28 protein-coding genes, 1 pseudogene and 1 riboswitch are annotated in these 25,154 nt (G+C 36.5%); of the genes and pseudogenes, 10 read left to right on the top strand and 19 right to left on the bottom strand.

Annotated features, from left to right (window positions below):
* Positions 1-14: 14 nt before the first annotated feature.
* The 12 genes from ACIQZG_RS22340 to ACIQZG_RS22285 all read right to left on the bottom strand — a co-directional run bounded on the left by ACIQZG_RS22340 (position 15) and on the right by ACIQZG_RS22285 (position 10,143).
* Positions 15-1,136: an LLM class flavin-dependent oxidoreductase gene (locus ACIQZG_RS22340; RefSeq protein ID WP_402758011.1), complete on the bottom strand. Its 1,122-nt coding sequence runs from the start codon at positions 1,134-1,136 to the stop codon at positions 15-17.
* 23 nt (positions 1,137-1,159) lie between these two features.
* Positions 1,160-1,531, bottom strand: a complete 372-nt coding sequence (locus tag ACIQZG_RS22335) for a chemotaxis protein CheY (RefSeq protein ID WP_402758009.1) — start codon at positions 1,529-1,531, stop codon at positions 1,160-1,162.
* 1 nt (position 1,532) lies between these two features.
* Positions 1,533-2,846, bottom strand: a complete 1,314-nt coding sequence (locus tag ACIQZG_RS22330; RefSeq protein WP_402758007.1) for an O-acetylhomoserine aminocarboxypropyltransferase/cysteine synthase family protein — start codon at positions 2,844-2,846, stop codon at positions 1,533-1,535.
* Positions 2,847-2,860: 14 nt separating this feature from the next.
* Positions 2,861-3,376: a redoxin domain-containing protein gene (locus ACIQZG_RS22325; RefSeq protein ID WP_402758006.1), complete on the bottom strand. Its 516-nt coding sequence runs from the start codon at positions 3,374-3,376 to the stop codon at positions 2,861-2,863.
* Complete coding sequence (locus ACIQZG_RS22320; RefSeq protein ID WP_402758004.1) at positions 3,373-4,143, bottom strand: ABC transporter permease; 771 nt, start codon at positions 4,141-4,143, stop codon at positions 3,373-3,375. Before ACIQZG_RS22320 ends, ACIQZG_RS22325 begins: the two co-directional genes overlap by 4 nt.
* Positions 4,144-4,159: 16 nt before the next feature.
* Positions 4,160-5,254, bottom strand: a complete 1,095-nt coding sequence (locus ACIQZG_RS22315; protein ID WP_402758002.1) for an ABC transporter substrate-binding protein — start codon at positions 5,252-5,254, stop codon at positions 4,160-4,162.
* 12 nt (positions 5,255-5,266) lie between these two features.
* Complete coding sequence (locus tag ACIQZG_RS22310) at positions 5,267-6,151, bottom strand: ABC transporter ATP-binding protein (protein WP_402758000.1); 885 nt, start codon at positions 6,149-6,151, stop codon at positions 5,267-5,269.
* A 5-nt stretch (positions 6,152-6,156) separates the two neighbouring features.
* A complete protein-coding gene (locus tag ACIQZG_RS22305; RefSeq protein ID WP_402757998.1) occupies positions 6,157-7,308 on the bottom strand; it encodes an acyl-CoA dehydrogenase family protein in 1,152 nt (383 codons plus the stop codon).
* Positions 7,309-7,328: 20 nt separating this feature from the next.
* Entirely contained in the window at positions 7,329-7,886 is a 558-nt protein-coding gene (locus tag ACIQZG_RS22300) for an ECF transporter S component (RefSeq protein ID WP_402758036.1), read from the bottom strand.
* Positions 7,887-8,023: 137 nt separating this feature from the next.
* On the bottom strand, positions 8,024-8,182 hold the full coding sequence (locus ACIQZG_RS22295; RefSeq protein ID WP_402757996.1) for a YezD family protein: 159 nt from the start codon (positions 8,180-8,182) through the stop codon (positions 8,024-8,026).
* A 78-nt stretch (positions 8,183-8,260) separates the two neighbouring features.
* A riboswitch (SAM riboswitch) is annotated at positions 8,261-8,356 on the bottom strand.
* 176 nt (positions 8,357-8,532) lie between these two features.
* Positions 8,533-9,207 (bottom strand): phosphopantothenoylcysteine decarboxylase domain-containing protein, encoded by a 675-nt coding sequence (locus tag ACIQZG_RS22290; protein ID WP_402757995.1) that lies wholly within the window; start codon positions 9,205-9,207, stop codon positions 8,533-8,535.
* 66 nt (positions 9,208-9,273) lie between these two features.
* Entirely contained in the window at positions 9,274-10,143 is an 870-nt protein-coding gene (locus tag ACIQZG_RS22285; protein ID WP_402757993.1) for a LysR family transcriptional regulator, read from the bottom strand.
* Positions 10,144-10,272: 129 nt separating this feature from the next.
* Here ACIQZG_RS22285 and ACIQZG_RS22280 point away from each other — a divergent pair, with 129 nt between their 5' ends.
* On the top strand, positions 10,273-11,169 hold the full coding sequence (locus ACIQZG_RS22280; protein WP_402757991.1) for a DMT family transporter: 897 nt from the start codon (positions 10,273-10,275) through the stop codon (positions 11,167-11,169).
* A gap of 208 nt (positions 11,170-11,377) precedes the next feature.
* On the opposite strand, the gene ACIQZG_RS22275 is transcribed toward ACIQZG_RS22280, so the two are convergent.
* Genes ACIQZG_RS22275 through ACIQZG_RS22265 form a run of 3 tightly spaced genes read right to left on the bottom strand, consistent with a single transcriptional unit; the run spans position 11,378 to position 12,571 of the window.
* Positions 11,378-11,602 carry an IS3 family transposase gene (locus tag ACIQZG_RS22275; RefSeq protein WP_402757989.1) on the bottom strand — a complete coding sequence of 75 codons (225 nt, stop codon included), beginning with the start codon at positions 11,600-11,602 and terminating at the stop codon, positions 11,378-11,380.
* Positions 11,603-11,630: 28 nt separating this feature from the next.
* Positions 11,631-12,281, bottom strand: coding sequence for an IS3 family transposase (locus ACIQZG_RS22270; protein ID WP_402758034.1), 651 nt, complete (start codon positions 12,279-12,281; stop codon positions 11,631-11,633).
* Complete coding sequence (locus tag ACIQZG_RS22265) at positions 12,266-12,571, bottom strand: helix-turn-helix domain-containing protein (RefSeq protein ID WP_402757987.1); 306 nt, start codon at positions 12,569-12,571, stop codon at positions 12,266-12,268. Before ACIQZG_RS22265 ends, ACIQZG_RS22270 begins: the two co-directional genes overlap by 16 nt.
* Before the next feature lie 323 nt (positions 12,572-12,894).
* On the opposite strand from ACIQZG_RS22265, the gene ACIQZG_RS22260 reads away from it, so the two are divergent.
* The 4 genes and pseudogenes from ACIQZG_RS22260 to ACIQZG_RS22245 form a co-directional block, all read left to right on the top strand.
* A complete protein-coding gene (locus ACIQZG_RS22260) occupies positions 12,895-13,971 on the top strand; it encodes a GerAB/ArcD/ProY family transporter (RefSeq protein ID WP_402757985.1) in 1,077 nt (358 codons plus the stop codon).
* Positions 13,955-15,367: a spore germination protein gene (locus tag ACIQZG_RS22255; RefSeq protein WP_402757983.1), complete on the top strand. Its 1,413-nt coding sequence runs from the start codon at positions 13,955-13,957 to the stop codon at positions 15,365-15,367. Before ACIQZG_RS22260 ends, ACIQZG_RS22255 begins: the two co-directional genes overlap by 17 nt.
* A 58-nt stretch (positions 15,368-15,425) precedes the next feature.
* Positions 15,426-16,532, top strand: a complete 1,107-nt coding sequence (locus tag ACIQZG_RS22250) for a Ger(x)C family spore germination protein (protein ID WP_402757981.1) — start codon at positions 15,426-15,428, stop codon at positions 16,530-16,532.
* 428 nt (positions 16,533-16,960) lie between these two features.
* A pseudogene (locus tag ACIQZG_RS22245) lies at positions 16,961-17,589 on the top strand (IS110 family transposase); the annotation flags it as partial.
* Positions 17,590-17,625: 36 nt separating this feature from the next.
* Here ACIQZG_RS22245 and ACIQZG_RS22240 read toward each other — a convergent pair.
* Positions 17,626-18,015: a tautomerase family protein gene (locus tag ACIQZG_RS22240; RefSeq protein WP_402757980.1), complete on the bottom strand. Its 390-nt coding sequence runs from the start codon at positions 18,013-18,015 to the stop codon at positions 17,626-17,628.
* A gap of 292 nt (positions 18,016-18,307) precedes the next feature.
* On the opposite strand from ACIQZG_RS22240, the gene ACIQZG_RS22235 reads away from it, so the two are divergent.
* Positions 18,308-18,958, top strand: a complete 651-nt coding sequence (locus ACIQZG_RS22235; RefSeq protein ID WP_402757979.1) for an SMI1/KNR4 family protein — start codon at positions 18,308-18,310, stop codon at positions 18,956-18,958.
* Positions 18,959-19,125: 167 nt separating this feature from the next.
* Here the strand turns inward: ACIQZG_RS22235 and ACIQZG_RS22230 are convergent, their stop codons facing one another.
* The gene (locus tag ACIQZG_RS22230) at positions 19,126-19,524 is read right to left on the bottom strand and encodes a general stress protein (protein WP_402757977.1); all 399 of its coding nucleotides are present in this window, start codon (positions 19,522-19,524) and stop codon (positions 19,126-19,128) included.
* A 236-nt stretch (positions 19,525-19,760) separates the two neighbouring features.
* A complete protein-coding gene (locus tag ACIQZG_RS22225; RefSeq protein ID WP_402757975.1) occupies positions 19,761-20,201 on the bottom strand; it encodes a Dps family protein in 441 nt (146 codons plus the stop codon).
* Between the two features lie 260 nt (positions 20,202-20,461).
* Here ACIQZG_RS22225 and ACIQZG_RS22220 point away from each other — a divergent pair, with 260 nt between their 5' ends.
* The 4 genes from ACIQZG_RS22220 to ACIQZG_RS22205 all read left to right on the top strand — a co-directional run bounded on the left by ACIQZG_RS22220 (position 20,462) and on the right by ACIQZG_RS22205 (position 24,384).
* Positions 20,462-20,587 (top strand): hypothetical protein, encoded by a 126-nt coding sequence (locus tag ACIQZG_RS22220; protein WP_402757973.1) that lies wholly within the window; start codon positions 20,462-20,464, stop codon positions 20,585-20,587.
* 101 nt (positions 20,588-20,688) lie between these two features.
* Positions 20,689-21,078, top strand: coding sequence for a pyrimidine dimer DNA glycosylase/endonuclease V (locus ACIQZG_RS22215; protein ID WP_402757971.1), 390 nt, complete (start codon positions 20,689-20,691; stop codon positions 21,076-21,078).
* Positions 21,079-21,383: 305 nt separating this feature from the next.
* A complete protein-coding gene (gene pepF, locus ACIQZG_RS22210) occupies positions 21,384-23,189 on the top strand; it encodes an oligoendopeptidase F (protein ID WP_402757969.1) in 1,806 nt (601 codons plus the stop codon).
* Between the two features lie 211 nt (positions 23,190-23,400).
* Positions 23,401-24,384, top strand: coding sequence for an SEC-C domain-containing protein (locus ACIQZG_RS22205; RefSeq protein ID WP_402757968.1), 984 nt, complete (start codon positions 23,401-23,403; stop codon positions 24,382-24,384).
* A gap of 438 nt (positions 24,385-24,822) precedes the next feature.
* Here ACIQZG_RS22205 and ACIQZG_RS22200 read toward each other — a convergent pair whose 3' ends face one another.
* Positions 24,823-25,014 carry a zinc-finger domain-containing protein gene (locus ACIQZG_RS22200; RefSeq protein WP_402757966.1) on the bottom strand — a complete coding sequence of 64 codons (192 nt, stop codon included), beginning with the start codon at positions 25,012-25,014 and terminating at the stop codon, positions 24,823-24,825.
* Positions 25,015-25,154 lie beyond the last annotated feature (140 nt).

Genomic DNA, 25,154 nt, shown 5'->3' with positions numbered 1-25,154 from the left:
TACTTTAATCCTCCTTATACCACCTGTGCATCACGCTCTGCTAATAAAGCTAAGACGCGTGGAATTACTTTTTGCCCAACTTCTTCAATCGTCTCTAAATGAGGGAAGCCGCGTAATAGCACTTTATCAAAGCCTAATTCCACAAACTCAACGATACGTGCAGCAATCTGGTCTGGTGTACCTACTAATGAAATGGAATTGCCAGACAATACTTGCGTTAAGCCCGCCCATAGGTTTGGTCCAATGACAAAATCATTGTCTTTTGATTCCACCATTAACGTATGCAATCGATTGACACCCACTGCCCCGTTCGCAATCGTTTGCTGATGCTTCAATGCTAAAAATTCTGGATCTACCTGACTAATCTGCTTATTCGCCTTCGCCCATGCCTCTTCCTCAGTATCCCCAATAACTACTTGGAAAGAAAAGCTATACGAAAGTTCACGACCTCTTGCTGTCGCACGTGATTTGACCGAATCTATTTCTTTTCTTGTATTTTCTAGCGTTTCTCCCCAAAGCATATAAACATCCGCTAAATCAGCTGCCACTTCTTTTGCCACATCAGATGAACCACCAAAGAAGATAGGAGGAGTCTGTTTTGGGACTCGAGGTAAATAAGCACCTCTTAACTGATAAAACTCACCGTTAAAATCAAATTTCTCTCCCCTAAAAAGGCGTTTTAGGATATAAATATATTCACGCGTACGACGATAGCGCTCATCATGTGACAGTAAATCTCCGTCGCTCGCTAATTCCTGCGGTGAACCACCAGTTACGATATTTAGGTTTATACGTCCATTCGACCAATCATCAATGGATGCAAACTGCTTTGCCAAAATCGTTGGTTCTGTCGAGCTTGGACGAACGGCATATAGAAATTTCAATGTTTCTGTTTTTGCAGTTAAATGTGATGCCGCGACGAGCGAGTCGATGCATGCCCCACCAATTGGAAGTAATAAAGTCGAGAAACCACCACGTTCTGCTGCTTGTGCAACTTGTGTAATATATTCAACAGACGGCTCACGATTGGCATCTGTACCAGTACCTGTCCAACCATCAATATTTTTGTCCTTTGACGGACCACCTACATATTCACTATCCCCTGATGTTGGGGCCATTGTAATAAATTCAACCACTTTACATTCCTCCATCCTTTTTGTTATTTTGTCACAGGTACGCTCGATAAAATCTCCGCTTCTGGTAATGTGATAGAAAGCGTGATTTCTCTGTTTGCTAATGCCTTTGTAAATATTTCATATGAGATATTGTTTGTAAGATGATAAAATTGGATATTTTCACTTTGTGCTTTTACATACGATATCTCGCAAAACGTTTCTGGTGGTGCAACAAATGTCGTTGCGCCCTTTTCAATGGCTAAACGAAGGGCTGCACCACGACGACCTTCTGTTACATCTAATGCTGGATTGCGTAAATCTTGAATAGTGCCATCTTGCGCAACGATGCGTAGCACTGTACCCTCTGTAATAGGTGTAATAATCTCTTCATCATTGACTATAATTGCGATTGTCATATTAGTTTTCCTCCTTTAACGAAACAAGTACTTGCTCGCTGGCTTTTTGTAGCGCTTGCTCTAAATCTGCTAGAATATCCTCAATATCTTCTAAACCAATTGATAAACGAATTAACCCTGGTGTAACACCACTGCTTATTTGTTGTTCTGGTGTTAAACGAGAATGAGATGTGCTTGCTGGGTGGATAACTAGCGATTTTGAATCCCCCACATTCGCAACATGTGATAGAAGCTCCACGGAATTAATGAATGCTTTGGCTGCTTCTAATCCGCCTTTAATACCAAAGCTAAAAATTGATCCTGCCCCTTTTGGCAAATACTTTGCCGCAACATCATTTTGCGCATCGCCGGTTAATGATGGATAATTCACCCATTCTACTAAGTCATGCTGCTCTAAAAACACTGCAACTGCCTCGGCATTCGCTACGTGCTGACGAATACGAACTGATAATGACTCCAAACCTTGAATAAATAACCACGCATTGAATGGCGATAAAGTTGCCCCTAAATCATGCCCAAGTTCAAATCGAGCTTTTGTCACAAACGCTGCTTTTCCTGAAGCTTCAACAAATGAACGATTGTCAATCAATGGATTTTTCTCGACAAATGTTGGGAAACGTTTTGCATTCCACTCAAAGTTCCCACTATCGATGATGGCTCCACCGATTGATGTACCGTGTCCGCCAATAAATTTCGTCGTTGAATGGACGATAATATCTGCCCCGTGTTCAAATGGCTTTGCTAAATATGGTGTAGCAAATGTATTGTCTACGATGACTGGTACACCATGACGATGTGCGACTTCACTAATACCCTCAATATCTGCAATTTGTAGACTCGGATTTCCGATTGTTTCTGTAAATATGGCTTTTGTTTTGTCATTAATGACTGCTTCAATTGCCGCTAAATCTGCCCCGTCAACAAAGCGCACTGTAATGCCAAAGCGTGGTAGTGTTCGCTCGAATAATGTATATGTGCCACCGTATAATGCATTAGTAGAGACAATTTCATCGCCAACTTGGGCTACAGTTAACACGGCTAATAAAATGGCCGCTTGACCTGAAGCTACAGCAAATGCTCCGACACCCCCCTCCAGTGCTGCAAGACGTTTTTCTAATACGTCATTTGTTGGGTTGGAATTACGTGAATATAAGTAGCCACTTCCTTGTAATTTAAAAAGTGACGCTGCATGTTCGGTATCATCAAATACGTAGGATGTTGTTTGATACAGTGGAACAGCTCGTGAGCGTGTAATTGGATCCACTGTTTGCCCTCCGTGTAATGCAATCGTGTCTTGTTTGAACTCGTTTGTCATAAAAACCTCTCCCTTTACTTTGGTTGAATTTGTTCAATCTTTTCTTTTAGTAATTGCTCGTTTAATTCCCCAATGACTTTGTCGTCGATCTCACCCTTTTCATTAATAAAAAAGGTTGTTGGTAGATTCGTCACTTGATAGAGAGTGTATACTTCCTCTTTACGGTCTAGTAATGTTGGCAGGCTTAGCTGCTTGTTTTGTAAAAACTGATTTACTAAACGCGTAGGTTCACCGACATTGACTGTGATTACTGCAATATCTTCTGTTAGTGCATCTGCTAATAACGGCATTTCCTTTTTACAAGGTGGGCAGTATGTTGCCCAGAAATTCAGTACAATCCCTTGCCCCTTGTAATCTGCCAGACTAATTCGCTGCCCTGCTGTATTCGTTAACGTTAAGGCAGGTGCTCCTTGCCCTACTTCAAGAAGTTTCGTCTTTTCTTGCGCAAAACCACTCTTATATAAGCTATAGCTTAGTGCTGTTAAGATGAGAAATAGCGACAATACTTGTACAAATCGCTTAATATTCATTTCGATTCAGCTATCATATTCGTCCAAAACAGCAAACGTTTTTTCACTTTATCGAAGCCAATCATGAATGCCAAAATAATAATACTGTTAAAAATAATACCCGCCAGCACGAAATGGTATTGCGAGAAATCTGCATAATATTGAATGAAGTAGCCCATACCTGATGATGCCCCAAACATTTCAGCGATTGTTAAGATTAAAAATGACATTCCTAGTGACGTGCCAGCACCTGCTAAAATATGCGGAGAACTTGCTGGCAGTACCACTTTTGCTAAAAAGTCAAAACCCTTTAAACCAAGTGTTTTTGCATTGTCTAAATAGTGTTGCTCGATGAGTAATACCCCTTGAATAGCGCCTAAAAAGATAGGCCAAAACGCGCCGATAAAAATGAGTGACGTGGAAGCCGATTGAAATGTCGGCATTAAAGCAATCACATATGGTATAAATAACGTTGGCGGAATTGGACTTAATGCATGAAAATACGGCATTAATATTTTGCGCGATTTGTGATGTAATCCGAAAAATACACCTCCGGCGATACCAACAATTAACGCTCCAACATAGGCTGGCAATAATAACTTCATGGAGCTGATAAAACCGCCGAATAACTCACTTGCTTTTTCTTGTAGGGACGTCCAAACAATAATGGGCTCTGGAAATATAACAGGGTTAATCCAGCTCGCATATTTGGTGAAAAGCGCCCAGGCTACAAGTACGAGTAGCCCAATCAAAATCGTGATGCTATATTGCTTCAAAAATAGGCGCATCGTATCCCTCCTTTACTTATGCATTTTGTACATTAAATTTTTCTAGCAATTTTTTGAAATAGTCGTCATTTGGGTTTTCTTCAATTAACTCATTCAGCGCACTTTCATATAATTCAATATTGATGTATTCATTAATATCAATATCTTCGGCATCCTCGACGTAGCCAATTTCCTGCATTTGACTCCACATTGCTACGACGCTTTCTTTATTTGGATCAGCTGAATAATTAGAATGACCCTCGTTGACAATCGCATTAATGACTTCATCGTCAACCTTTAAATGTTCACGTGCCGCTTCCACCGCTTTTTCTGGATGCTCGTTTTTCGTGCGCTCTGCTAAAATCAAGGCCTTTAAGAAGCGTTTATATCCTTCCCCGTCATCTTCTTTTAACAATTCTTCTTTTGTCACTACACGGCAGCACACATGTGATGGCTGTAAATCATTACTCCAACTCACTGCCTCTAAGCCCATTTCAAGTGCCTGTGCATAGAAGGAATTTGCGGAAACTGCCACATCCACTTTTCCAGAAGCAACCGCCTCTAATAACATGCTGCCGGTTTTAAATTCAATAATTTCTAAATCATTCTCCCAATCTATCCCTTCTGCTGCTAGTGCTGAACGGAATACGATATCAGACGTGAAAATACGAATCGTTCCAACTTTCTTGCCTTTGTAATCTGCTAATGTTTTGAATTGATCAGTATTTTCTGCTTTTGTTAAAATTGGATGTCCACCTTCTAAATGCCCACCGATAATTTTGAAATCAGAACCATTTGAAATGAATGTTAACGGACCTGCTGTTCCGAACGATAATCCAACATCAATTTTCCCAGCTTGTAGTGCGTTTAAGCCATCAGCGGAGCTTGCAAAGCCAACACGCTCGATATTGACGCCGACATCCTCAAAATAACCTTCTTGTAGCGCTACATCTAATAGTGGTGCACCGCTAGATTGGCTATACCCCACCTTAATGTCATACTTTTTATTCGTTAGATCCTCTGCTGAAGCTTGCTCACTCGCTTTTTCATCTGTGCCACATGCCGTTAAAGCAAGTAGACTAACACCTCCTAAAAATGTATAAATTACTTTTTTCCAACTACGATTTTGCATCTTATTTCCTCCTTAAATTCCTGCACCGTCCGCTGTCACAAGCGACGTTTCGTCAATTTGATTGAATATCTCTTTATTCATTACTTCATACACTTTGTCTCGGAATGTTAAAAACTCTTCACTTGCAAATAATTTTTTTCGATTCGTCGTTTTCCGGTTAAACGGAACATCTAAGCTAGTCGTCACAGCTCCTTCTTTGCCAAGGCCAAACATGATAATACGGTCTGCCAAATAGATTGCTTCATCGGCATCATGTGTCACAAAAACAATGGTCCGCTTTTGCTCCCGACTAATTTGTAACATTAAATCTTGTAGTTGAATGCGGGTAACCGGATCAAGTGCTCCGAACGGTTCATCCATTAGTAGTAAATCCGAACCGTAAGCAAGTGCACGTGCAATAGCTGCACGTTGCTTCATTCCGCCAGACATTTGTCCAGGATACTTCGTAATGGCGTTCCCTAATTTAACGAGCTTCAAGTAATCATCTGCAAGCTGTTGTATATCCTGCTTCTTTTTCGACTTCTTTAGCTTTTGTTTTAAGGCAAGAACGATATTGCTGCGTGCCGTTAACCAAGGAAATAGTGAATAATCTTGGAATACAACCCCGCAATCTGGCGCCTTTGTTTTTAGTGACACATCGTCAATCGTAATGTCTCCATCGCTTGGCTGTTCGAGCCCTGCAATTAAACGAAGAAAGGTACTTTTCCCACAACCACTTGGGCCCATTAGTACGAGAAATTCGCCTTCCTGTACGTTGATATTAATATCATTCAAAATCCGTACATCCCCATACCCAAAATGAATGCCCTTCGCTTCGATTTTATTTTTCACTGGTGTCGTAATAGCCTCTTCCATCTCAGGAAGGCAACTTTCCACCACATAATCAACTAGAACCATAATAATCACCCTTTCAATCGTTGTAAGACACGTCGGCCTAATTCCTGAAGCGTTGTATCGACTGGTACATGTAATGTCATCGTGCGTAAATTTCGCCAATACCGATCAAAGCCATATCGATTGGCTGTAGCACGGCTACCCATCACTTCAAACATGCGAGAGGTAACGTCCAACCCTACTTTTGTCGTTACAATTTTCGCTACATTCGTGGCATAGTCTAATTCTTCACGCTCATGTGGCTGAATATCGCTTCCTTTATGCCAAAGTTTTTGGAACAATTCATCTGAGTGTGCAACAACTAATTTTGCTGCTTCTACTTGTGCAAAGAATTCACCAAAATGTTTTTGAATAATCGGATCATCCGTCGCTGAAGTATAAATTGGTGAACGTGCTCTCGTTTCGGTTAGTGCATAGGTACGCGCTGCTTCAAATGCACCTTCTACAATGCCTAAATACAAATGATTTAAAATAAAGCTTGAGATATTTAAGCGAAGGCGAGAAAATTCATTATGGTTGAAGCCGTTTTCTAACACTTCGTTTAGTTCTACACGCACAGCATGAAACTCGACTGTCCCACTATCTGTTTGACGTTGACCGAAGTTATCCCAGTCCTCTTTCACTTCTATTCCAATTCGTTTAGTAGGTATTATGGCGAGCAAAGGCTCTTCACGTCCATCTATAAGTGCAGACGCTAACAAGTAATCAGAATCTACACTGCCTGAGCAAAATGTTTTTTTACCATGGAATATGTAATGATCCGCATACTTTGTTGCTGTTAGCTTAATATCTACTGGATTAAACGCATTGCCCCAAAATAAATTACCCTGTACTGTTTCCGTATAATAACGAATCTTTTGCTCTTCACTACCACATAAATGAGGTGTTGTTAAATTGACAAAGTGATAACCAAAAACATGTGCTAATGAACTATCTACTCTTGCAAATATACGGACAAGATGTAGGATTTCCGCCCAATCTCCTCCTAAACCACCATATTCAGTCGGAATTAAAAGCTTTAAAAGCCCACTTTCTCGTATCAAATCACGTTCAATCTTGGCATTACCACCCGCTTGATCACGCGCTACGGCTGTTTCCTTAAATTTAGCTGCAAGTGTCGTCGCAATTTCCTCAATATTTTCCAATGCTAATGTCGTCATTTTAATAACCTCCTATATACTTACGCACGGTCAAATTGTGTGCGCTGATTTTCTAACCAAACACGAATATTTCGAAACACTACAATTGTCACTGCCATTATAATGGCACCTTTAAATAAATTAAATGGTAAAATCCCTAAAATGATTAAATCCTTTAAAGCTGATTCATTCATCGGCTCCGTTCCTAAAAAAAATGTGTACATCGGTAAAAAAAGAACATAATTTAGGACACTCATGCCTATAGCCATCGATGTTGTACCTGATACTAAACCAATGATAAGCCCTTTGATACTTTGTAATTTTGTATAAAAGTAGTACACCGGTAAGATAAACAATATCCCTGTCGTGAAGTTTGCAATATGCCCAACCGGCATACCCGTTAAGCTACCCGATATTAACCAATCCAACACATTTTTAAAAAGTTCCACTAAAATGCCTGCTACTGGCCCCATCGTAATCGCAGCTAACAATGCTGGTACATCACTAAAATCTACTTGCAAAAAACTTGGAAACGGTGGTAGTGGAAAATTAAACACCATCAGTACAATCGATATACTACTAAGCACCCCGATATTCATTAAATAACGTAATTTCACTTTCAACTTCCTCTCTCCTTTTACAAATAGCTAGAAATTTAAAAGACCACATCAACAATAATGAACGAATTGTTCATCCTTGTCATGTGGCCTCCAGTTTTTCTAGTTAGCTTATGATATTATTTATTTTTTTGAGGAAACCTTTGTTTTTCAAGTCGATTGATTTGTACAATTACACCGTCTTGGATTGTAATCTGCACTTCTCCAAACTGTAAATCTTGAATGGCTTTAGCAATAACTTCTAACTTCTCATCATCCGCCTTCGATTGTTGAAACATACGAAACACCCCTTCATATTTTTTTGTTGTACGGCTGTGTACAAACAGAGGTCAAAGTATCATTTCGATTCGGTGAGCCCCTTATCTCTCAGATCCCTCTGCTGGATTTGGCACCGTTATATTCGGTTGCCGAGGCTTCCATGGGCCAAGTCCCTCCACCTCTCTTGATAAGAGAATATTGTATCTTGGAGATATTTTATAATTCTGGAAACCTAAAGTCAATATAAATATTACAAAACAGAGTAGAATACTTAGTTATCAGTAAAACTTAATGCATTTAGTCATTAATATATGCTAAAAAAGACAAAAAACTGCGCAGAATTTATAGTATTCTGCACAGTTTTTTCACTTTAAATTTGTTGTAAACACTCCATTAGTACTCTTGCTGTTTCTTCCTTGCCATTTACTTTGACTGGCTCTCCAATTGCCGGTACGATCCAATGAGGCTCTTGCTCACCATATAAAGATTGTGAACTATTGGCCACCATAAATTGTGCTTTTGAAGATTCCATTCGTAGTCTTGCACGTGATAGCAAGAAATCCACATTGTCTGTCGCTTCAAGTTTGAAGCCGACAAGCGTGACATTCGGTTTCCACCCCTTAATGTGCCCTAACACTTTTGGTGCCTTTTTAAAATGAATAATCGGAGGCTCATCCGAAGGCATTTTACCCGCTTCCGTCATTAATGTACCAGATTGGTCATACACCTTATCGATCACCCAATCAGAGCCAGCCGCAGCCATAATGACAATATCGACGTTTTCTTCTTGCACCGCATAGCGAATTTTATCGCCTAGATCTTCAATACCTTCAAAGCCTACTAAGCGCATTTTATCTTTGTTTTCCGGTAGCTTGGCAAAATAACCGTGCATATATAGTACATCAGCCCCAGCGGCAAGAGCTGCTTCTGCTAAATAACAGCCCATAACCCCTTTCGACAAATTCGTATGCCCTCGCACGCGATCCCATTTTTCAAGCGTTCCTCCACTTGTAATAAGCACAGTTTTCCCTTTTAAAGTCCCCATACAGTCACCTTTTCCCTTAAAATCTATATGTATCATTTTATCGTAAATTAGCTTAATGACAAATTTCTAATTTTGCTCATCTAGCCAAGTTTTCAAAATCTCTGCGAATTTTTTTGTGACTGGTGAAGCATGGTGCTTCATCGCTAGTCCAATTGTACGGTATCCACCTTGTTTTAGAGGTATTGTTCTTAATGATGCTGGAAAACGGTCAATCACTAATTTTGGCAAAATACTCATCCCTAAATGGTGGGTAATCATTGAAATGATGCCCACTTCTTCCGACAATTCAAAACGAATATTTGGCTTCACTTGATACTGCTCCAAAAGAACCTTTACATCATTCTTACCCCTATAAGACGTCATAATAAACGGCATATTTTCTAATTCAGCAATATCAATCTCTTCTTTATTGTATAAAGGACTTTTGTCGGATACGATGCAAAGTAATGGATCATGACGTAGCTCGATATATTGAAACTGATCGGATTTATCACCATTTAAAAATCCAGCATCCACTTCCCCGCTTTGTATCCAATGTTCAATTTCGTAATAATCTCCTTCACGGAGTTCGACTGTAATACCTGGATAATGAGTATCCATAATTTGAATAATTTCAGGCATCCAGTTCGATGAAATACTCGATATTACACCGATTCGTACTTTTCCTCGCGTCACACCAAGAATATGTGCTGCCTCTTGTTGTAATAATTCTTCTGCATCCAACACATGACGCATTGAAAGCAGCATTGTTTGTCCCTCACTTGTGAGCGTCACACCCGTCCGACTGCGGTGAATCAATGCAAACCCTAGTTCTTTTTCTAGGCTAGAAATCGCATGACTAACTGCTGATTGTGTTAACCCTAATGCTTCTGCTGCCTTCGTAAAACTCATTTGTTCTGCCACTTTATTCAATATTTCATATTTTACTAAACTCACTGCAATTTACCATCCATGAATTATTTTAATACTATTCATTATAAACATTCGTTTTACTAATCTCAATGTACGATATATAGTAAATTTTATCAATAAACTGTTTTAGTACAGAAACTGTAGGTGAGCATAATGAGTATTCAAGGAAAAGCAAATAGTTTGATGGTAATCGTAACAATGTTTTGGGGGTTGTCTTACACATTTATGGTAATGGGACTCGAAACATTGGAGGTTTATAATGTTGTGGCGTTACGTTGTTTAATTGCATTTTTCGTAGCAGGCTTAATTTTTTATAAACGCATGATAAAAGTGAATGTCAAAACATTAGGATACGCAGCGATTCAGGGCTTTCTCTTATTTCTTTTATTCTCACTTAGTCTATTCGGATTAGAAACAACTTCAGCTTCAAATGCGGGCTTTATATTAAGTTTAACAGTTGTGCTAGTACCAATTATGAGTAGCTCGATTGAAAAAAAATTACCGTCAAGAGCCGTCCGTCTAGCAATTATTTGTACGATGATAGGGATTGCCATTTTGACCGTACAAGGATCATTTGAGTTTAGACAAGGTGATATTTTAATGGCGATTGCCGCATTAGGCTATTCTATATATTTAGTGTTAAATAGTACTTTCACACGCAGTGTCGAATCGATTTCGTATGGTGTCTATCAATTAGGTTTTGCAGGACTTTACGCGCTAGTTTTTACAATCCTATTTGAAACACCTACATTACCAAATACGACGATGTCATGGCTTGCGATTTTAGGTTTAGGACTTGTTTGTAGTGCATTTTGTTTCATCGGTCAAACTGTTGCACAACAGTACACATCCCCTACCCATACCGGCTTAATTTTCTCTTTGGAACCAATTTTTGCTGCAATGTTTGCCATCATGTTCTTAGGAGAGGGCATCACAACGAAATTAATCCTTGGTGGTGGCTTTATATTAATCGGTAACTTAGTCGCACAGTTCGAACAACTTCACATCATGCGCTTCATTAAAAAACCAACACATGAAAAAGCAATATAAATGAACAATAACCCAGTACACCTCTAAAGGGGTTTTTCATCGCATCTTTTTTACATAAATCGTAACTTTATTCCAAAACTACACCAGGTGTTGGTTTAGAATAAAGTTTGATTATAAATCACTTTAAATCCTTGTTTTAACTGTATATAAAAACTGTCATTTTGAATAAAGATGGACTTTCCCCTGTCAAGTAGACAACTAAAAAAGACTAAGCAGCCATCTGGTGTCGATATTCTATCGGTGCCAGATGGTTGAGTCGTTTTTGGAAGCGTTGATAGTTATAAAAGTAAATATATTCTTCAACTGCCTGTTTAATTGCCTCATCTGAATCCACATGTAATAGATACAGACACTCGCTTTTAAAGTGTGAGTAGAACGATTCAATGCAGGCATTGTCGTGGCAGTTTCCTTTGTGGGAGTGGCTCCCAATCATACCAAGTTGTTCAACACGTTGATGATATTTAAGTGATGTGTATTGGAATCCTTGATCTGAATGGAGAATGCTTTTGGTACACATTTCTTTTACTTGTCAGTTCATCAAGTGTATCTAAAACTAATTGTAGGTCGTTACGTTTACGTATTTTCCATGCCACAATTTCATTGTTATATAAATCTTGAACCGCAGATAAATAGAGGAATCCATTTTTGGTAGGTAAATACGTAATATCTGTGACAAATACTTCATTCTCCACACGTTTCGAAAATTGTCGACCTACCACATTATCAAATACTCGTGATAAACGATTTTTCCAAACACGACGCTTTTTACGAATAATCGATTGTATCCCAAGTTCACACATTAATCGGTACACTTTCTTAGGATTCACAGTGAATCCACGATCACGTAAAGCAATTTTCATACGTGGGTACCCATATTGTTTATGTACTTGATGAATTTCTAAAATGTGTTGTTTTAACGCCTCATCATTTCTTCTACGACGTGATACTTTCCCATTCATTACCCATTTATAATAGCCAGAGCGTTGAACTTTTGCCATCTCTGTCAACCATGTAATTGGATAACGATCCTTCATCGTTTCAATGATTTTATAACGATCTGAATACGTTGGTACACCTCCATTTACAGATTTGGATACTACTTTTTTAAGTATTCCACCTGTGCTTTATAGTAATCTCGTTCCTCTTCTACATTTTTAAAATGAGTTCGTTTACCTTTCAATGGATTCTTCATACCTCTTGCGCCTGAACCCGTAGAAGGCAAGCGGTTAAAAGCCTCAATGGATCCAACTTCTTTAAATTTTTTCAACCAAGCTTTCACCTGTGAAACATTTCGAATATCGTATTTTGTCGCGATCTCTTGCATACTTCCTTCACCAGCTAAATAAGCCTGAACAACTTGTAATTTAAATTCATTTGAATACGTTCGATTTTCTCTATGCATACAAAAATCCCCTTTAAGTAAAATGTTATCTACAGCGTACTGTAGGTTTTTTAACATTGTCTACTTAAAGGGGATAATATCACCCTTAGTTTTTTGTTTTCCTGTAATTGGATCTCTTCCTATTATCAACAACATATGCCCAATGACTTTCTCGTAATATAATGCTTCCTTTCATTTTAGTCAACCTCCGTATTTTTTACGAAACATTGTGTTTAGAAATTCCAAATCCGTTTAATAAGTTTTATAAAATTTATAATATAGTGACTCATACTGGTTATAAAATTAAATTCATGGGAAATAATGAAATGAGGAGGTTTAAAAAGATGACCAATGTTATTCAACCGATACATATATATTGTTTATTATTCTTATCTAGCAGCTTTTTAGCACAATTCATTTTAATTCCCACAATGTTTTCAGTAGTTGAACGTGAATCATGGATTAGTGTATTAGTAAGTTTAATACCAACATGTCTTTTAGCAATCCTTATTTCAAGAATTACTTCCTCATTAAATAATTTTTCTTTCCCTTATTTTATATCTGATTATTATAATAAATCTCTTTATTTGATCATACTTACTTCGTATATTGTATATCTGATTTCGTCAACTTTCATAACACTTAAAATTACCGTGATTTGGATCGATGAAAATTTTTTCTCAGAATATCCTTACTTCATAACAGTTATCTTATTTATAATATTGTGCTTTTACGGCTCACTAAAAGGTATCAAAACCATTGCCATTCAGTCTTTGATTATTGGTGCCCTATTCGTTGTATTATTTGTATTACTGAATTTAGGGAATTCGATTAGTAATGAATATGAGCTTATTTTACCAATAAATACAGATGGTATTACTTCAATTCTATGGGGAATATTATACATATGTATTGGTATTTTAGAGTTTGGATTTATTTTAATTGTTTTAAATGGCTATCTAAAAGAACGGCTAAAAACTAAGGGGATTATAGCTTTATCTACAATGTTGGTTGTATTAGTTTTAATAACAATTGTGACTACTATATCAGAATTTGGTATTTATATAACGAAAAAAATGACATTTCCCATTAATGAACAATGGAGAGTTTTGTCATTTGGTAAATATTTCACAAGAATGGATTCCTTAGCGGTTTTCCAAATTTTATCTATGTCGTTTATTCGTGTTAGTTTATTTATGTATATAATATCTTCATTTTTTAAAAATCGAAATTTTATTTTATTCATTTTATATTTAAGTTTAACGATAGGATTACTAATTCCTTGGTCAGTTTCTAATTTTTTATCATTCATAAATAGGGTTTACCTTCCCTCTATTTTTGTGTTCTTACTCATTTTCATTATCGTTACCTATGTACTATTAAAAGTTAAAGGGGGACAAAAAATTGACCGGAAATGGTAATAATAAAGATATTCTTTGCCAGGAATTTAGCGAACAATCAGATATAACAATTAGCAATAAATTTTATATTTATAATCATGACCAACAAGAAGTAATTTTTATATATTGCCATAGCTTAATTGATAGTGTTCTTTATTTTAATTCTTTATTACCGAACATTAGACATCTTGCTGAAAAAGGAAATTTGAATGACGTGAAAATAATAAATCGATATTTAGAAGTTAAAGAAATAAATGACTTTATTACAAAATTAGGTGAAATAAACAGTGGAATTTTTACAGGACTATTATATTTTCATCATGTTCAATCTGATAAATTATATTCAATCAATATAGCTAAACTCCCTGAACGATCCATTGACGAATCAAATATGGAAGTTTCATTAAGGGGACCACGAGATGGATTTGTTGAAAATATAGATACTAACCTTTCTTTGATAAGAATGAGATTAAAAAGTAATAATTTATTAAGTAAAGAATACACTCTTGGAAATACAAGTAAAACAAAAGTTCTATTACTTTACATTGACAATATTATAAAACAAGACGTTTTAATTAATGTTCAAAACAAATTAAATAATATAAAAGTAGATAATATTGCAAGTAGTTATCATATCGAAGAATTACTTTACGATAAGACATATACCCTCTTCCCTCTCCTTGATTATACTGGCAGACCAGATTTTGTAGTAAATTCACTCAATAAAGGTCGTTTCGCAATACTGGTAGATGGAAGCCCAAGCTGTTTAATTGGCCCAGTGAATTTATTACTTACTTTGAAAGCTCCAGAAGATGATCAAGCAAGTTTCTTATTTGTGAGTTTTTCCCGTATATTAAGAGTGACATCTTTATTGACAAGTATTTTTTTACCTGGTTTTTGGATTGCACTAACTGTCCATCAGCTTAACCAATTACCTTTTCCCTTATTAGTATCGATATCTGCATCTAAAATTGGTTTACCAGTATCTTCTGCGTTTGAGATTCTGATCATGCTCATCTTTTTTGACCTCTTTCGAGAAGCTGGAATACGTTTACCAAAAGCTGTCGGTCAAACTGTTGCTGTCTTAGGAGGATTAATAGTTGGTGATGCTGCAATTAGAGCAGGTTTTACGTCACCATCAACATTAGTAGTTGGAGCCCTTACTGTCATTTCTAGTTACACATTAATTAATCAAAATATATTAGGAAATGTATTTTTATTAAGAGTTGCTACGTTAATTACCGCTACCTTTTTTGGGATGTATGGTTTTGTATTAAGTGTACTATTCTTATTAACCTATATCTCCTCATTAGAAAGTTTTGGACATCCTTACCTCTCCACTTTGTATAAAGTTAACGTTCCAAATCTTATTAAAGGTTTCTTAAAAATGCCATTCAGAATAACAAATAAAGATTGATTGTAAGTCCAATTTTTCAGAAGACAGGAGTTAGTGTATGTCCAATTTCTTTATTTTCATGTTGAAAGCAACCCTGTTTTTACAATTAATATTTTTTTTAGGGGGTTGTTTAGGTACAAAAGAAATTCAAAGTGAAATTTATATAACTGCTATTGGGATAGATTATTCTAATAATAAATATAATTTATACTTACAAGCAATTGGTTTTAGCAATGTTGCGGGCTCAGATCCAGGAATTGCATCTGAACCCACACCGATTGTTCTTGGACATGGAGAAGGTGAAACTATCCAGGGAGCTTTTGATGATATTGAAAAAAATTCTGTTAATCCTTTATATTATGGGCATATACAAAATATCTTTATTTCCAAAAATATTTTGGATGGGCATTTGCAGAATTTTTTAGATTTTTTAAGTAGGAACTATTATTTACGTTATAATACTTTGGTTTATGGATATGAGGATAATATTAATGAAATAATGAATGTACATGGTTTTTTTCACAAACCCCCTACATTAACATTTCCCTATGATCCAAAAGAGCAATTATTCTTTAATTCATTTATCTCAACTAGGACTGTACAAGACATTATTAAAAGATTTTACGAGCCAGTTGGATCTATAATGGTTCCTTCAATAGATATTAAAAGTGATTATTGGATGGAAAATAATCATACAAAAAAAATATTAACTATTAATGGCGCATACTTCCTTTCCAATCAAAAATTGAAAGGATGGATAAAAGAGGAGGAACTTTCAGGACTAGATTGGTTTAATAAAGACTTTAATAACATGAAGCTATCAATTAAAGATAAATCTGTTTCTTTGTTTATTGATAATATAGATTATCATATAGAAGTATCAGGAGAAAAAATCCCTAAATACAATATAAATTTAGAAGTAGAGGCATCAATCAGAGAAAATCAAAAAAATGTTGAAAAAGAAATAATTGAGAATGAAGTGAAAGATATTATTTTAACACAGTTTCAAAAGACATTTACAAGAGGATTAGAAATCAATGCTGATATCTTCAATTTTTCAGAGAGAGCTTATCGTTTTAAATCTCGAACTAGGACTGTGGAAGAAATAAATGCTATCAATGAAGATTCTATTGATAAAATCGATATCAATATTTTTATAAAAGACGGTGGTGCTAAAAAATCATAATACTCAGGGCTGTATATTTTTTCAGAAAAATAAAGGATCCCATACAAAAAACCATTTACAGGTATTTATGGCTTTTAGACAAAAGTCTTAGCCCTTTCTATAATTGTCCTTATTTTTGTATTCTAAAAATCCAGACGACTATCCTCCTTGTTCAACTAACCTGTGTCGTTCGTATTATAAGGTCAGCCAGAGAAATCTGGTTGACTATTTTTTATTCAATTTATAGATTAATAATAGCCGAGGTAGAACAAGGTAGAATGGACCTGCGCGCGGGACTTGATCCCGACAACTAACATGTTCACCCTCTACTTGTTAACACATGATTAGGCTGGGTGGGACATTGTGATCCCGTATAACAAGCGAACATATGAATGACTAGATAGATAGAGGTTACCGGTCAATCCACTACCTACAGGAGGAGATAATTTATGAATCCAGTTGTTGGCCTGGATATCGCAAAAGGTGAAAGTCAGGTTCAAATGTTCTTGGATAAAAAAATGCCCTATAAAAACAGTGTGAAAGTTAATCATACGGTGGAAGGATTAGAAGAGTTACACGCTTATTTACTAGATTTAGAGCGTCAAACAGGGATGAAGCAACAGACCATTATCATGCCCCTGTTGTACAGTTTTTAGAGGCACGAGAATACGTTGTTATTATCGTAAACCCACTGGTATCTTATCGAGCAATAAGCTCTAACTTACGAAAAACAAAAACAGATGCCATTGATGCCTTTCACTTAGGGGCACTGTATTCCAAAGAGGACTTAGAGCCTCAGAAAAAGCGTAGTATCCAGCTTTTCCTTCGGCATCTGACAAGGCAACACAAAAATTTGACGGGAATTATGGTTCAAACAAAGCTACAATTTCAAGCTGTTTTAGATCAAGTATTCCCCGAGTATAAAGGAGTTTTTGGCGATTTATACGTTGAGATTTCATTAAAGACTCTACACAAATTCCCCACATCTGAATCTGTCCTAAAAGCTGGTATAGAAGAGATTGCACAATTTATTGATAAGCATTGTAAAGCACGTTCATTTAATTGGGCGCATGAAAGAGGCGTGTTGGGTTTTTATTTATTGTTCTACAATTCATCAAACATTGACCTTATAATTCAGTTCTAATTCATCGCCTGGTAACCCTCTTATTCCCCAGTTATGTTTCGGTGTTTCAAATATTGTAATTTCAATATCTTGTGGACCTATATTTAACTGGCTTTCTATGCGTTCAAATAGCAGGCTGATTAACTGTTTTTTCGCTTCAATCGTACGCCCCTCAAACATACTAATCTCAATTATTGTATAAGCATTCGTTCTTCCATTTGCAAAGTAAAAATCTTCCTTGTCCATAGGAAAGAACCTGTGAAATTTCTTGTCTCTAGGAAATTTCAAACCATCTACCATGCACGATTGAATCACATCCGATAATATTGCCTTTATTGGATTTAAATGTTCTTTTATGCCGTAAACTTTGACTTGTCCCATCACATCATACCTCTCTCGTCTAAACTAATTATTTAGAACCTATTCTACGACAAGACCAAGAATCCCTTCTATTAAATAGATACATAAGAAGGTTCTTCGTGGAAAAGATGGAGTTTACATAAAAGTGATAGTTGATTGGAGTGAAGGCGTGAATCCTCGGAAATCTGCGTCACAGATAAGACCCTCGATCGAGCGTGGTGAGTAAAACAGAATGCACGTTGACGTAACGAAAATCACCCCCGATTTATGGTGATGGGCCATAAAAATGATATATTATACTTGGGGTGATGAGATGGATTTCGAATTAATAAGAAACAGAATTGATGCTATTGCTTCTAGGATTAAAGCAATTGGCGGGGAAGTTCAAGAAGTCATTATTGATGAACCAGCTTCGCTTGAACAAATAATTAAAGTAGAGGAACAACTAGGGGTAAAGCTACCCGCAAGTTTCAAGAAAGTTCTTATAGAATTTTCCGGGAACTTCAGCTTACGTTGGTTCTTACCTGACAATATGGAGCAGCCAAATGAATTCCGAGAAATCTTCTGTGGAACACCACACTGGGGTTTAGAACTTCTTCCCCAATTCGAAGAAGACCGTATCGGTTGGATTGAAAATGTTTTTCCAAACCCTGAAGATGATTATGATGTGGTTTGGCATAATAAATTAGCTTTTTGTGAAGTAGGCAATGGTGATTACCTTGCATTTGATATGAACAATGATGATGATGCTTCAATTGTCTATCTTAGCCATGATGATGGAGCAGGACATGGGTATAAAATTTCAAATAACTTTCTTGAATTCATAGATGATTGGTCAAGAATCGCTTTTGTAGGATGTGAAGATTGGCAGTGGCTCCCCTTCACAACAAATCCCGAGAGTGGAATCGCTGGAAATGGTGAAGCTGCAAAACGTTTTAGGGACTGGCTTGAATTAGATATTTAAATAGTAAAAAGAGCATTGACAATCCATTCAATGCTCTTTTTTTGCTTAATTCCTTGTTTAATTTATTGCTAATTCACTGTGATTCATAATGAAATAATGTACTTTCCCTCAGAAAAGAGAACCTGTTACTGCGATACTTATTGCGTTTTCTTCTAAACAAGATGACCCTAATCAATTCGTGAAGAACTTTCTGCATGATCAATGGTATCGATAAATGGCTCTGGTAAGACTACGTTAGATTCTTGCTCAGCAAATAAAACAATGGCTCCGTGTTCAAGTAAATGGCCATAATAGGCGATTTGTCCATCTGTTAAATCAAAGCGCTTTAACCCTTCCATCACAGCAGAATCACCAGTAAACCATGATTTAACTTGGTCGAACAAGTTACCTGCTGCATGCGTTTTTATATCCGTATCCTCTTTTACATCTTCAAATTGAGAAGAATCTCTCGTAATAATGTTGATGTCTTGATCGTGAATACCCTCTTCACGCATGCTAGCTAATATACGCAGCATTTCCTCTTGAGAATGCGCCACTTCAATTCGTTGATTTTGCTCATTTTTCATGTCAAATCCCTCCTAATTTATTTGGCTTATCTTGTTACCCCCTTGACTTTTCGATGAAGCGAATTTCATGGATTCTTAATCTGCCTTTATGATTTATCCCAGTAGACGATTTCAGCCCGCTCTAATAATAAAGCGAGTCGAACATCCCGTAACGATTATCAACGCACAACCACTATTATTAATTATGAAAATAACAGCATATTATTCCCCTTACCAGCACACCAAATGGTTACCTCTTAATTACCGAGGAACGCTTTTAGCATCCATGCATGCTTTTCGATAGACTGATACATCGCATTGAGTAAATCCTCTGTACGATCATCACCCTCTTCAGCAGCTAGTTCCATTGTAGAATTTAAAGCCTTCATAAGCTTTTCAAAATCTGAAATAGTTGTTTCGACCATTTGAATCGTTGTTTCTTTCCCTGTCGCTTCTTCTATATAGGAATATTCAAGATGCTCTTTTAATGTTGCTACTGGTTTACCACCTTTGGATAATATACGTTCTGCAATCTCGTCTAAATTTAACGTTACTTCGTTATATAATTCCTCGAACTTCTCATGGAGCGTAAAGAATGCATTACCTGTTACATACCAATGGTAGTTGTGTAATTTTGTATAAAGCACTGACCAAGTGGATACCAATTTGTTTAATTCTTTGTTTAGATTTTGTGTCATTGTCTTTCTCCTCCAACTTATCGAATATTTTGCATCTGTCTTCAAGTGATTGATGCTACACTCTCATTTATTCCCCATTGGCATAATTTAAAACCTTAAACATCAAATACATACTAAGAAAACACATATTCTACCAAACGATTATTCTATTGCTAGTTTTCTATCAGTTAGCTTTATTCGGTATATTCAACATTTCACCTAGAAATATTCGTTAATTTGAATAAATTCATTTAGGTATTTACGCAAAAAGCTTTAAAAAATTGAAAAGAAAAAGTACATGGGGTGGCTATATGACATTCTTTTCAAAGTTGTATCCTGAACTTGTTGTTCAATTCGCATTCTTTGATGACATTAAAGTAATCGGTCATTACACATACAAGGTGTAATGTTGACATGTTTCTCTCCCCTTTGCACGATCGTTTAATTTTATTGCTAACAAGAGTATACTTTTGGTAGCAATAACCGGACTTTAGAGGAGGAACCCTACTTGCGTTTATGGCATACAAAATTATTGCCCTTTTTACCAAAAGGACAGTTACTTTCCCAATGGCGGGAGCTCAATAGTATTTTCGCAAAAGAAGACAAGCATATTTTAATAAATTATATATACGACTATCCAAAAGATGATTTATATACGTATACAGAGAAAGTTATTGAGGAAATGACAAACCGTGGCTATAAAGTCCGTACGCGTGATAAAATGGAGCGTTATTTTACTGATATAGATAAAGTAAAAGTTGTAACGCCTTTTAGAGACCATCATAATGACGAGTATTTAGAAATTTGCTATTACAATTTAAAGGAAAAATATATTCGTGGACAAAAGGATTATGATGAAGCGCTTTTCCAAAAGCTTGAAGCATTCGTTAAAAATTAACTCATCTATTTTAAAGAAGACACTGCAATTTTTCAGAAGAAGATCCGCGCTCCCTTCGCCCAAAAAACTTGTCAGCTATCATTTGACAAGTTTTTTCGGCAGATGCAGTAAATATCCTCTATTTTTTAAGCTATATTTTCTATCTATCCTACATATAGTAGTTTGACTTGCGCCCCAATGGCATAATTTGAAACCTTGAACATCAAATACATAATAAGAAAACACATATTCTACCAAACAATTATTTCACATTTCGAAATATTTTAGCTATAATAAAATCACTTTAAAAAAAGGGGTGTACTTTCATGAAAGCCTTACCGTTACGTAAAGATGTACCTGTAGAACAAACTTGGAATTTGGTTGATTTATTAGCAGAAGATGCTGACTTTGATCCTGCATTAACACAAGTTGTAGCAGATGCAACAAACTTCGAACGTACGTATAAAGACTCTATTACCGATGCGCAAAAAGTTATTGATGTGCTGGCTGCTTATGAAGCACTGCAAGAAAGTATTGTGCCGATTGGTGCTTATGCTAGCTTAAACCTAGAATCAGACCGTACAAATGACGAAGCACAAATGCGTGCTGCCAAATTTGGTGCAGCCGTTGCCAAAATCAGCAGCTCTTTATCTTTTGTACGTAGTGAACTACTCAATTTACCAACGTCGACCCTTGAAGAGGCGGCCTCACTAAGCCCTCTTTATAAAAATTTTTTAGATGAGCTTTTAAAACAAAAGCCCCATCAATTGCATCCTGAAGTAGAAAAAGCTTTAGCTTCGCTTAGCGCTACCTTTAAGGCACCTTATGAAACGTACAACACGACAAAACTTGTGGATATGAATTTTGGAGAATTCGAGGCCAATGACACAAGTCACCCTCTTAGTTTCGTATTATTCGAAAATGGCTGGGAGTATGAAGCAGACACGGATAGCCGTCGCGCTGCCTTTGAAGCATTTTCTTCTAAACTACGTGACTATCAGCATACAACTGCAAAGGTGTATAACACACATGTGCAGCAAGAAAAATCAATGGCGAACTTACGTGGCTTTGACTCAGTTATTGATTATTTACTGTTTGATCAGGACGTGGACCGTGAGCTATATAATCGTCAAATCGATTTAATTACGAAAGAACTTGCACCACATATGCGTCGCTATGCAAAACTTCTTCAAAAGGCGCATGGCTTAGAAAAGATGACATTTGCAGATTTAAAAATCGCACTAGACCCTAGCTATGATCCAAAAGTGACAATGGATGAAGCAGAGGATACTATTAAAAAATCTCTAGCTATCATGGGTGATAACTACAATCAAATGATTGAGCAAGCTTTTAATGAGCGTTGGATTGACTATGCACCAAACAAAGGAAAATCAACTGGGGCATTTTGTTCTAGCCCATATGGTAGCCATCCATTCATTTTAATGTCATGGAATAAACGGATGAACGAAGTATTTACACTGACACATGAGCTTGGTCATGCTGGCCATTTTGTAAATGCACATGCACATCAATCGTATTTTAATAGTCGCCCTTCTTTGTATTTCATCGAAGCACCGTCTACGATGAACGAGATGCTATTAGCCAATTATTTATTAACGAATAATGAAGATACTCGTTTTAAACGCTGGGTTGTTTCAAATATTGTATCGAGAACCTATTATCATAACTTCGTCACGCATTTATTAGAAGCGGCGTATCAGCGTAAAGTATATGAACGTATTGATAACGGTGAATCAGTAAACGCTACTGTGTTAAATCAATTAAAACGCTCTGTTCTGGAGGATTTCTGGGGAGATGCTGTTGAAATTACTGAAGATGCAGAACTTACGTGGATGCGTCAGCCCCACTATTATATGGGCTTATATCCATACACATATAGCGCAGGTCTTACAATTTCAACGCAAGTATCTCAACGTATTTTAAAAGAAGGCACTACAGCTGTTGATGAATGGCTTGCAGTCCTTCAAGCCGGTGGCACAAAAACACCAGTAGAACTAGCAAAAATGGCAGGTGTCGATATTACAAACGACGAGCCGCTTCGAAATACAATTGCCTATATTGGCGACTTAATCACTCAATTAGAACAGCTATCTACTGAAATCGAAGTATAACGAGAAGCCGTCCGCACATGGACGGCTTTATTTTTTTGGTTCTAAACTAGTAATGTCGTTCATATAATAGATTTAGGGCGTCCCTCCAATTATTCTGATTCTTCAAAATATATAATCATTTTTCTTCATACGAAAGTACCGTTATTATTAATAGGTGTGCAATAAATCTAGCAAATATCTAACAAGAATTTTCAAAGGAAGTGTATTAATTATGGTAAAACGTAATGATCCATGCCTATGTGGTAGTGGCAAAAAATATAAAAAATGTTGTGAAGGTAAACAACAAATCTCAGTTGAGACTGTAGCGATTGAAGAACTAGAACGCGTACTACAAACATTTTATATGGAATATCCAGAACGCAAAGATGTTCGTGCATATATCGACCATGTAGCTGCTTGGCAACCAAAATTAGAAAGCGTACTACAGCGTGAGCTTATTGAGGCTATCGCATTAGATGACTTCTTCTTCCATCAGCAACCAAAAATTTGGACAGGCTATTTAAAGAAGACGAAGAAGAAAGTAGTACGTCCTTCTACACTACGAGTTTTAGAAGGCTGGACACAACCTCAATTATTCATAGGAACGGTTAATGTTGTGGAAGAAGATTACTTCCAAGCAACACATGTCCTTTCCAACGAGGTCATTAACCTTCGTCGTGAAAATGACAAGCCAATTCCTGAAGGTATGCAAGTCTTTGCATTTATCCTACCAGACGGTACAGCAAACGAATCGAATTATTTAGCAGTTTCTACACTGATTTTCTTCCCAGAAGATCACGCTAAAGTATTCGAGCAATTGAAGAAAAACTTTGAAGCATCGAAGAAATCTGTCGAGGCATATTTACAAGAAGATCATTTATCATTCTGGGAGTTACTTGTATCAAATGGCTATAAAGGCGAAGAATTCTCTAGCTTTGAAAGTGGCGTAATTGCGCAAGTAAAAGAATTCCTTGAGCAAAATGAACGTGAAACAACACCGATGCTAGAGCTTTTAGAGGACTATCTAATCGAAGGTCAGCCTACTGCTCGTAAAGAAGCAGCAATCGCAGCTGGTGCGATTCGTTATGGGCAAGAAAACGGTCTATTTGAATCTTTATCCATGAATGTCAAAGAAATCGCTGCAACCTTCGATATTTCCGCTTCATCGCTAACAAAATACTATCAAGATTTATGCAGCTATACTGCAGAAAAATAATATACAGCCCCTTTTGCGTATTAAGTCGCTAAAGGGGCTTTTCATAAACATAAAAAAGGCTGATGAACTGTCTATAGAGACAACTTATCAGCCTTTTTTATAAATTTAACTATGGTAACCAACCATGTATTATTATCGCCCAAGATGCTTTAATTCATACATTTTGTAGTTGTTTATGAACTTAAGGAGTAATAACAATACAATATTAGTATAATCTATTTTTAATAAAAAGTATACATCTTTTATTAACAAATAACCTTATTTTATCAGATTTCTATTACCAATACATCTAAAATATACCAACAATTATTTACCAATAGTTATTATATGATAAATAAGAACTATAAAAAGCGCTTATATATTCTATTTACTAGAAAATAAGTAAAAGCGAGGTACTCGACATTTGTATCGTCGAATACCTCGCTTTTAAGAACATTTCTATGATTTATATACTTTCATTAGCTCTTTACCTAAAAATTGTAACTGCTCGCCCACTGTACAAGATGTGATACAAAAGCGATGAGCCCCTGTTTTACCACGATCTTTACGCAACTGTTTGATCACTAAGCAGTCACCGCAATACATATCATGTAGCTCGTCAATATCTTTCATGACTGTCACTTTATCCACTTGAAAACTCTCGCTCCTTTCACGCAAAAATTTACTTCTTTCTATTATGGTTCTATAATATTTGTTGGGGTTTTTACACAATTACAAGCATGAAAAAAACACAGATTCACCGATTTATATATACTTGAATTGTCAAGAAA

Source organism: Lysinibacillus sp. NPDC096418, from assembly GCF_044762775.1.
Lineage (GTDB): Bacteria > Bacillota > Bacilli > Bacillales_A > Planococcaceae > Lysinibacillus.
The sequence above is the reverse complement of the archived record's forward strand: the minus strand, read 5'-3'. Positions and strand labels throughout refer to the sequence as shown.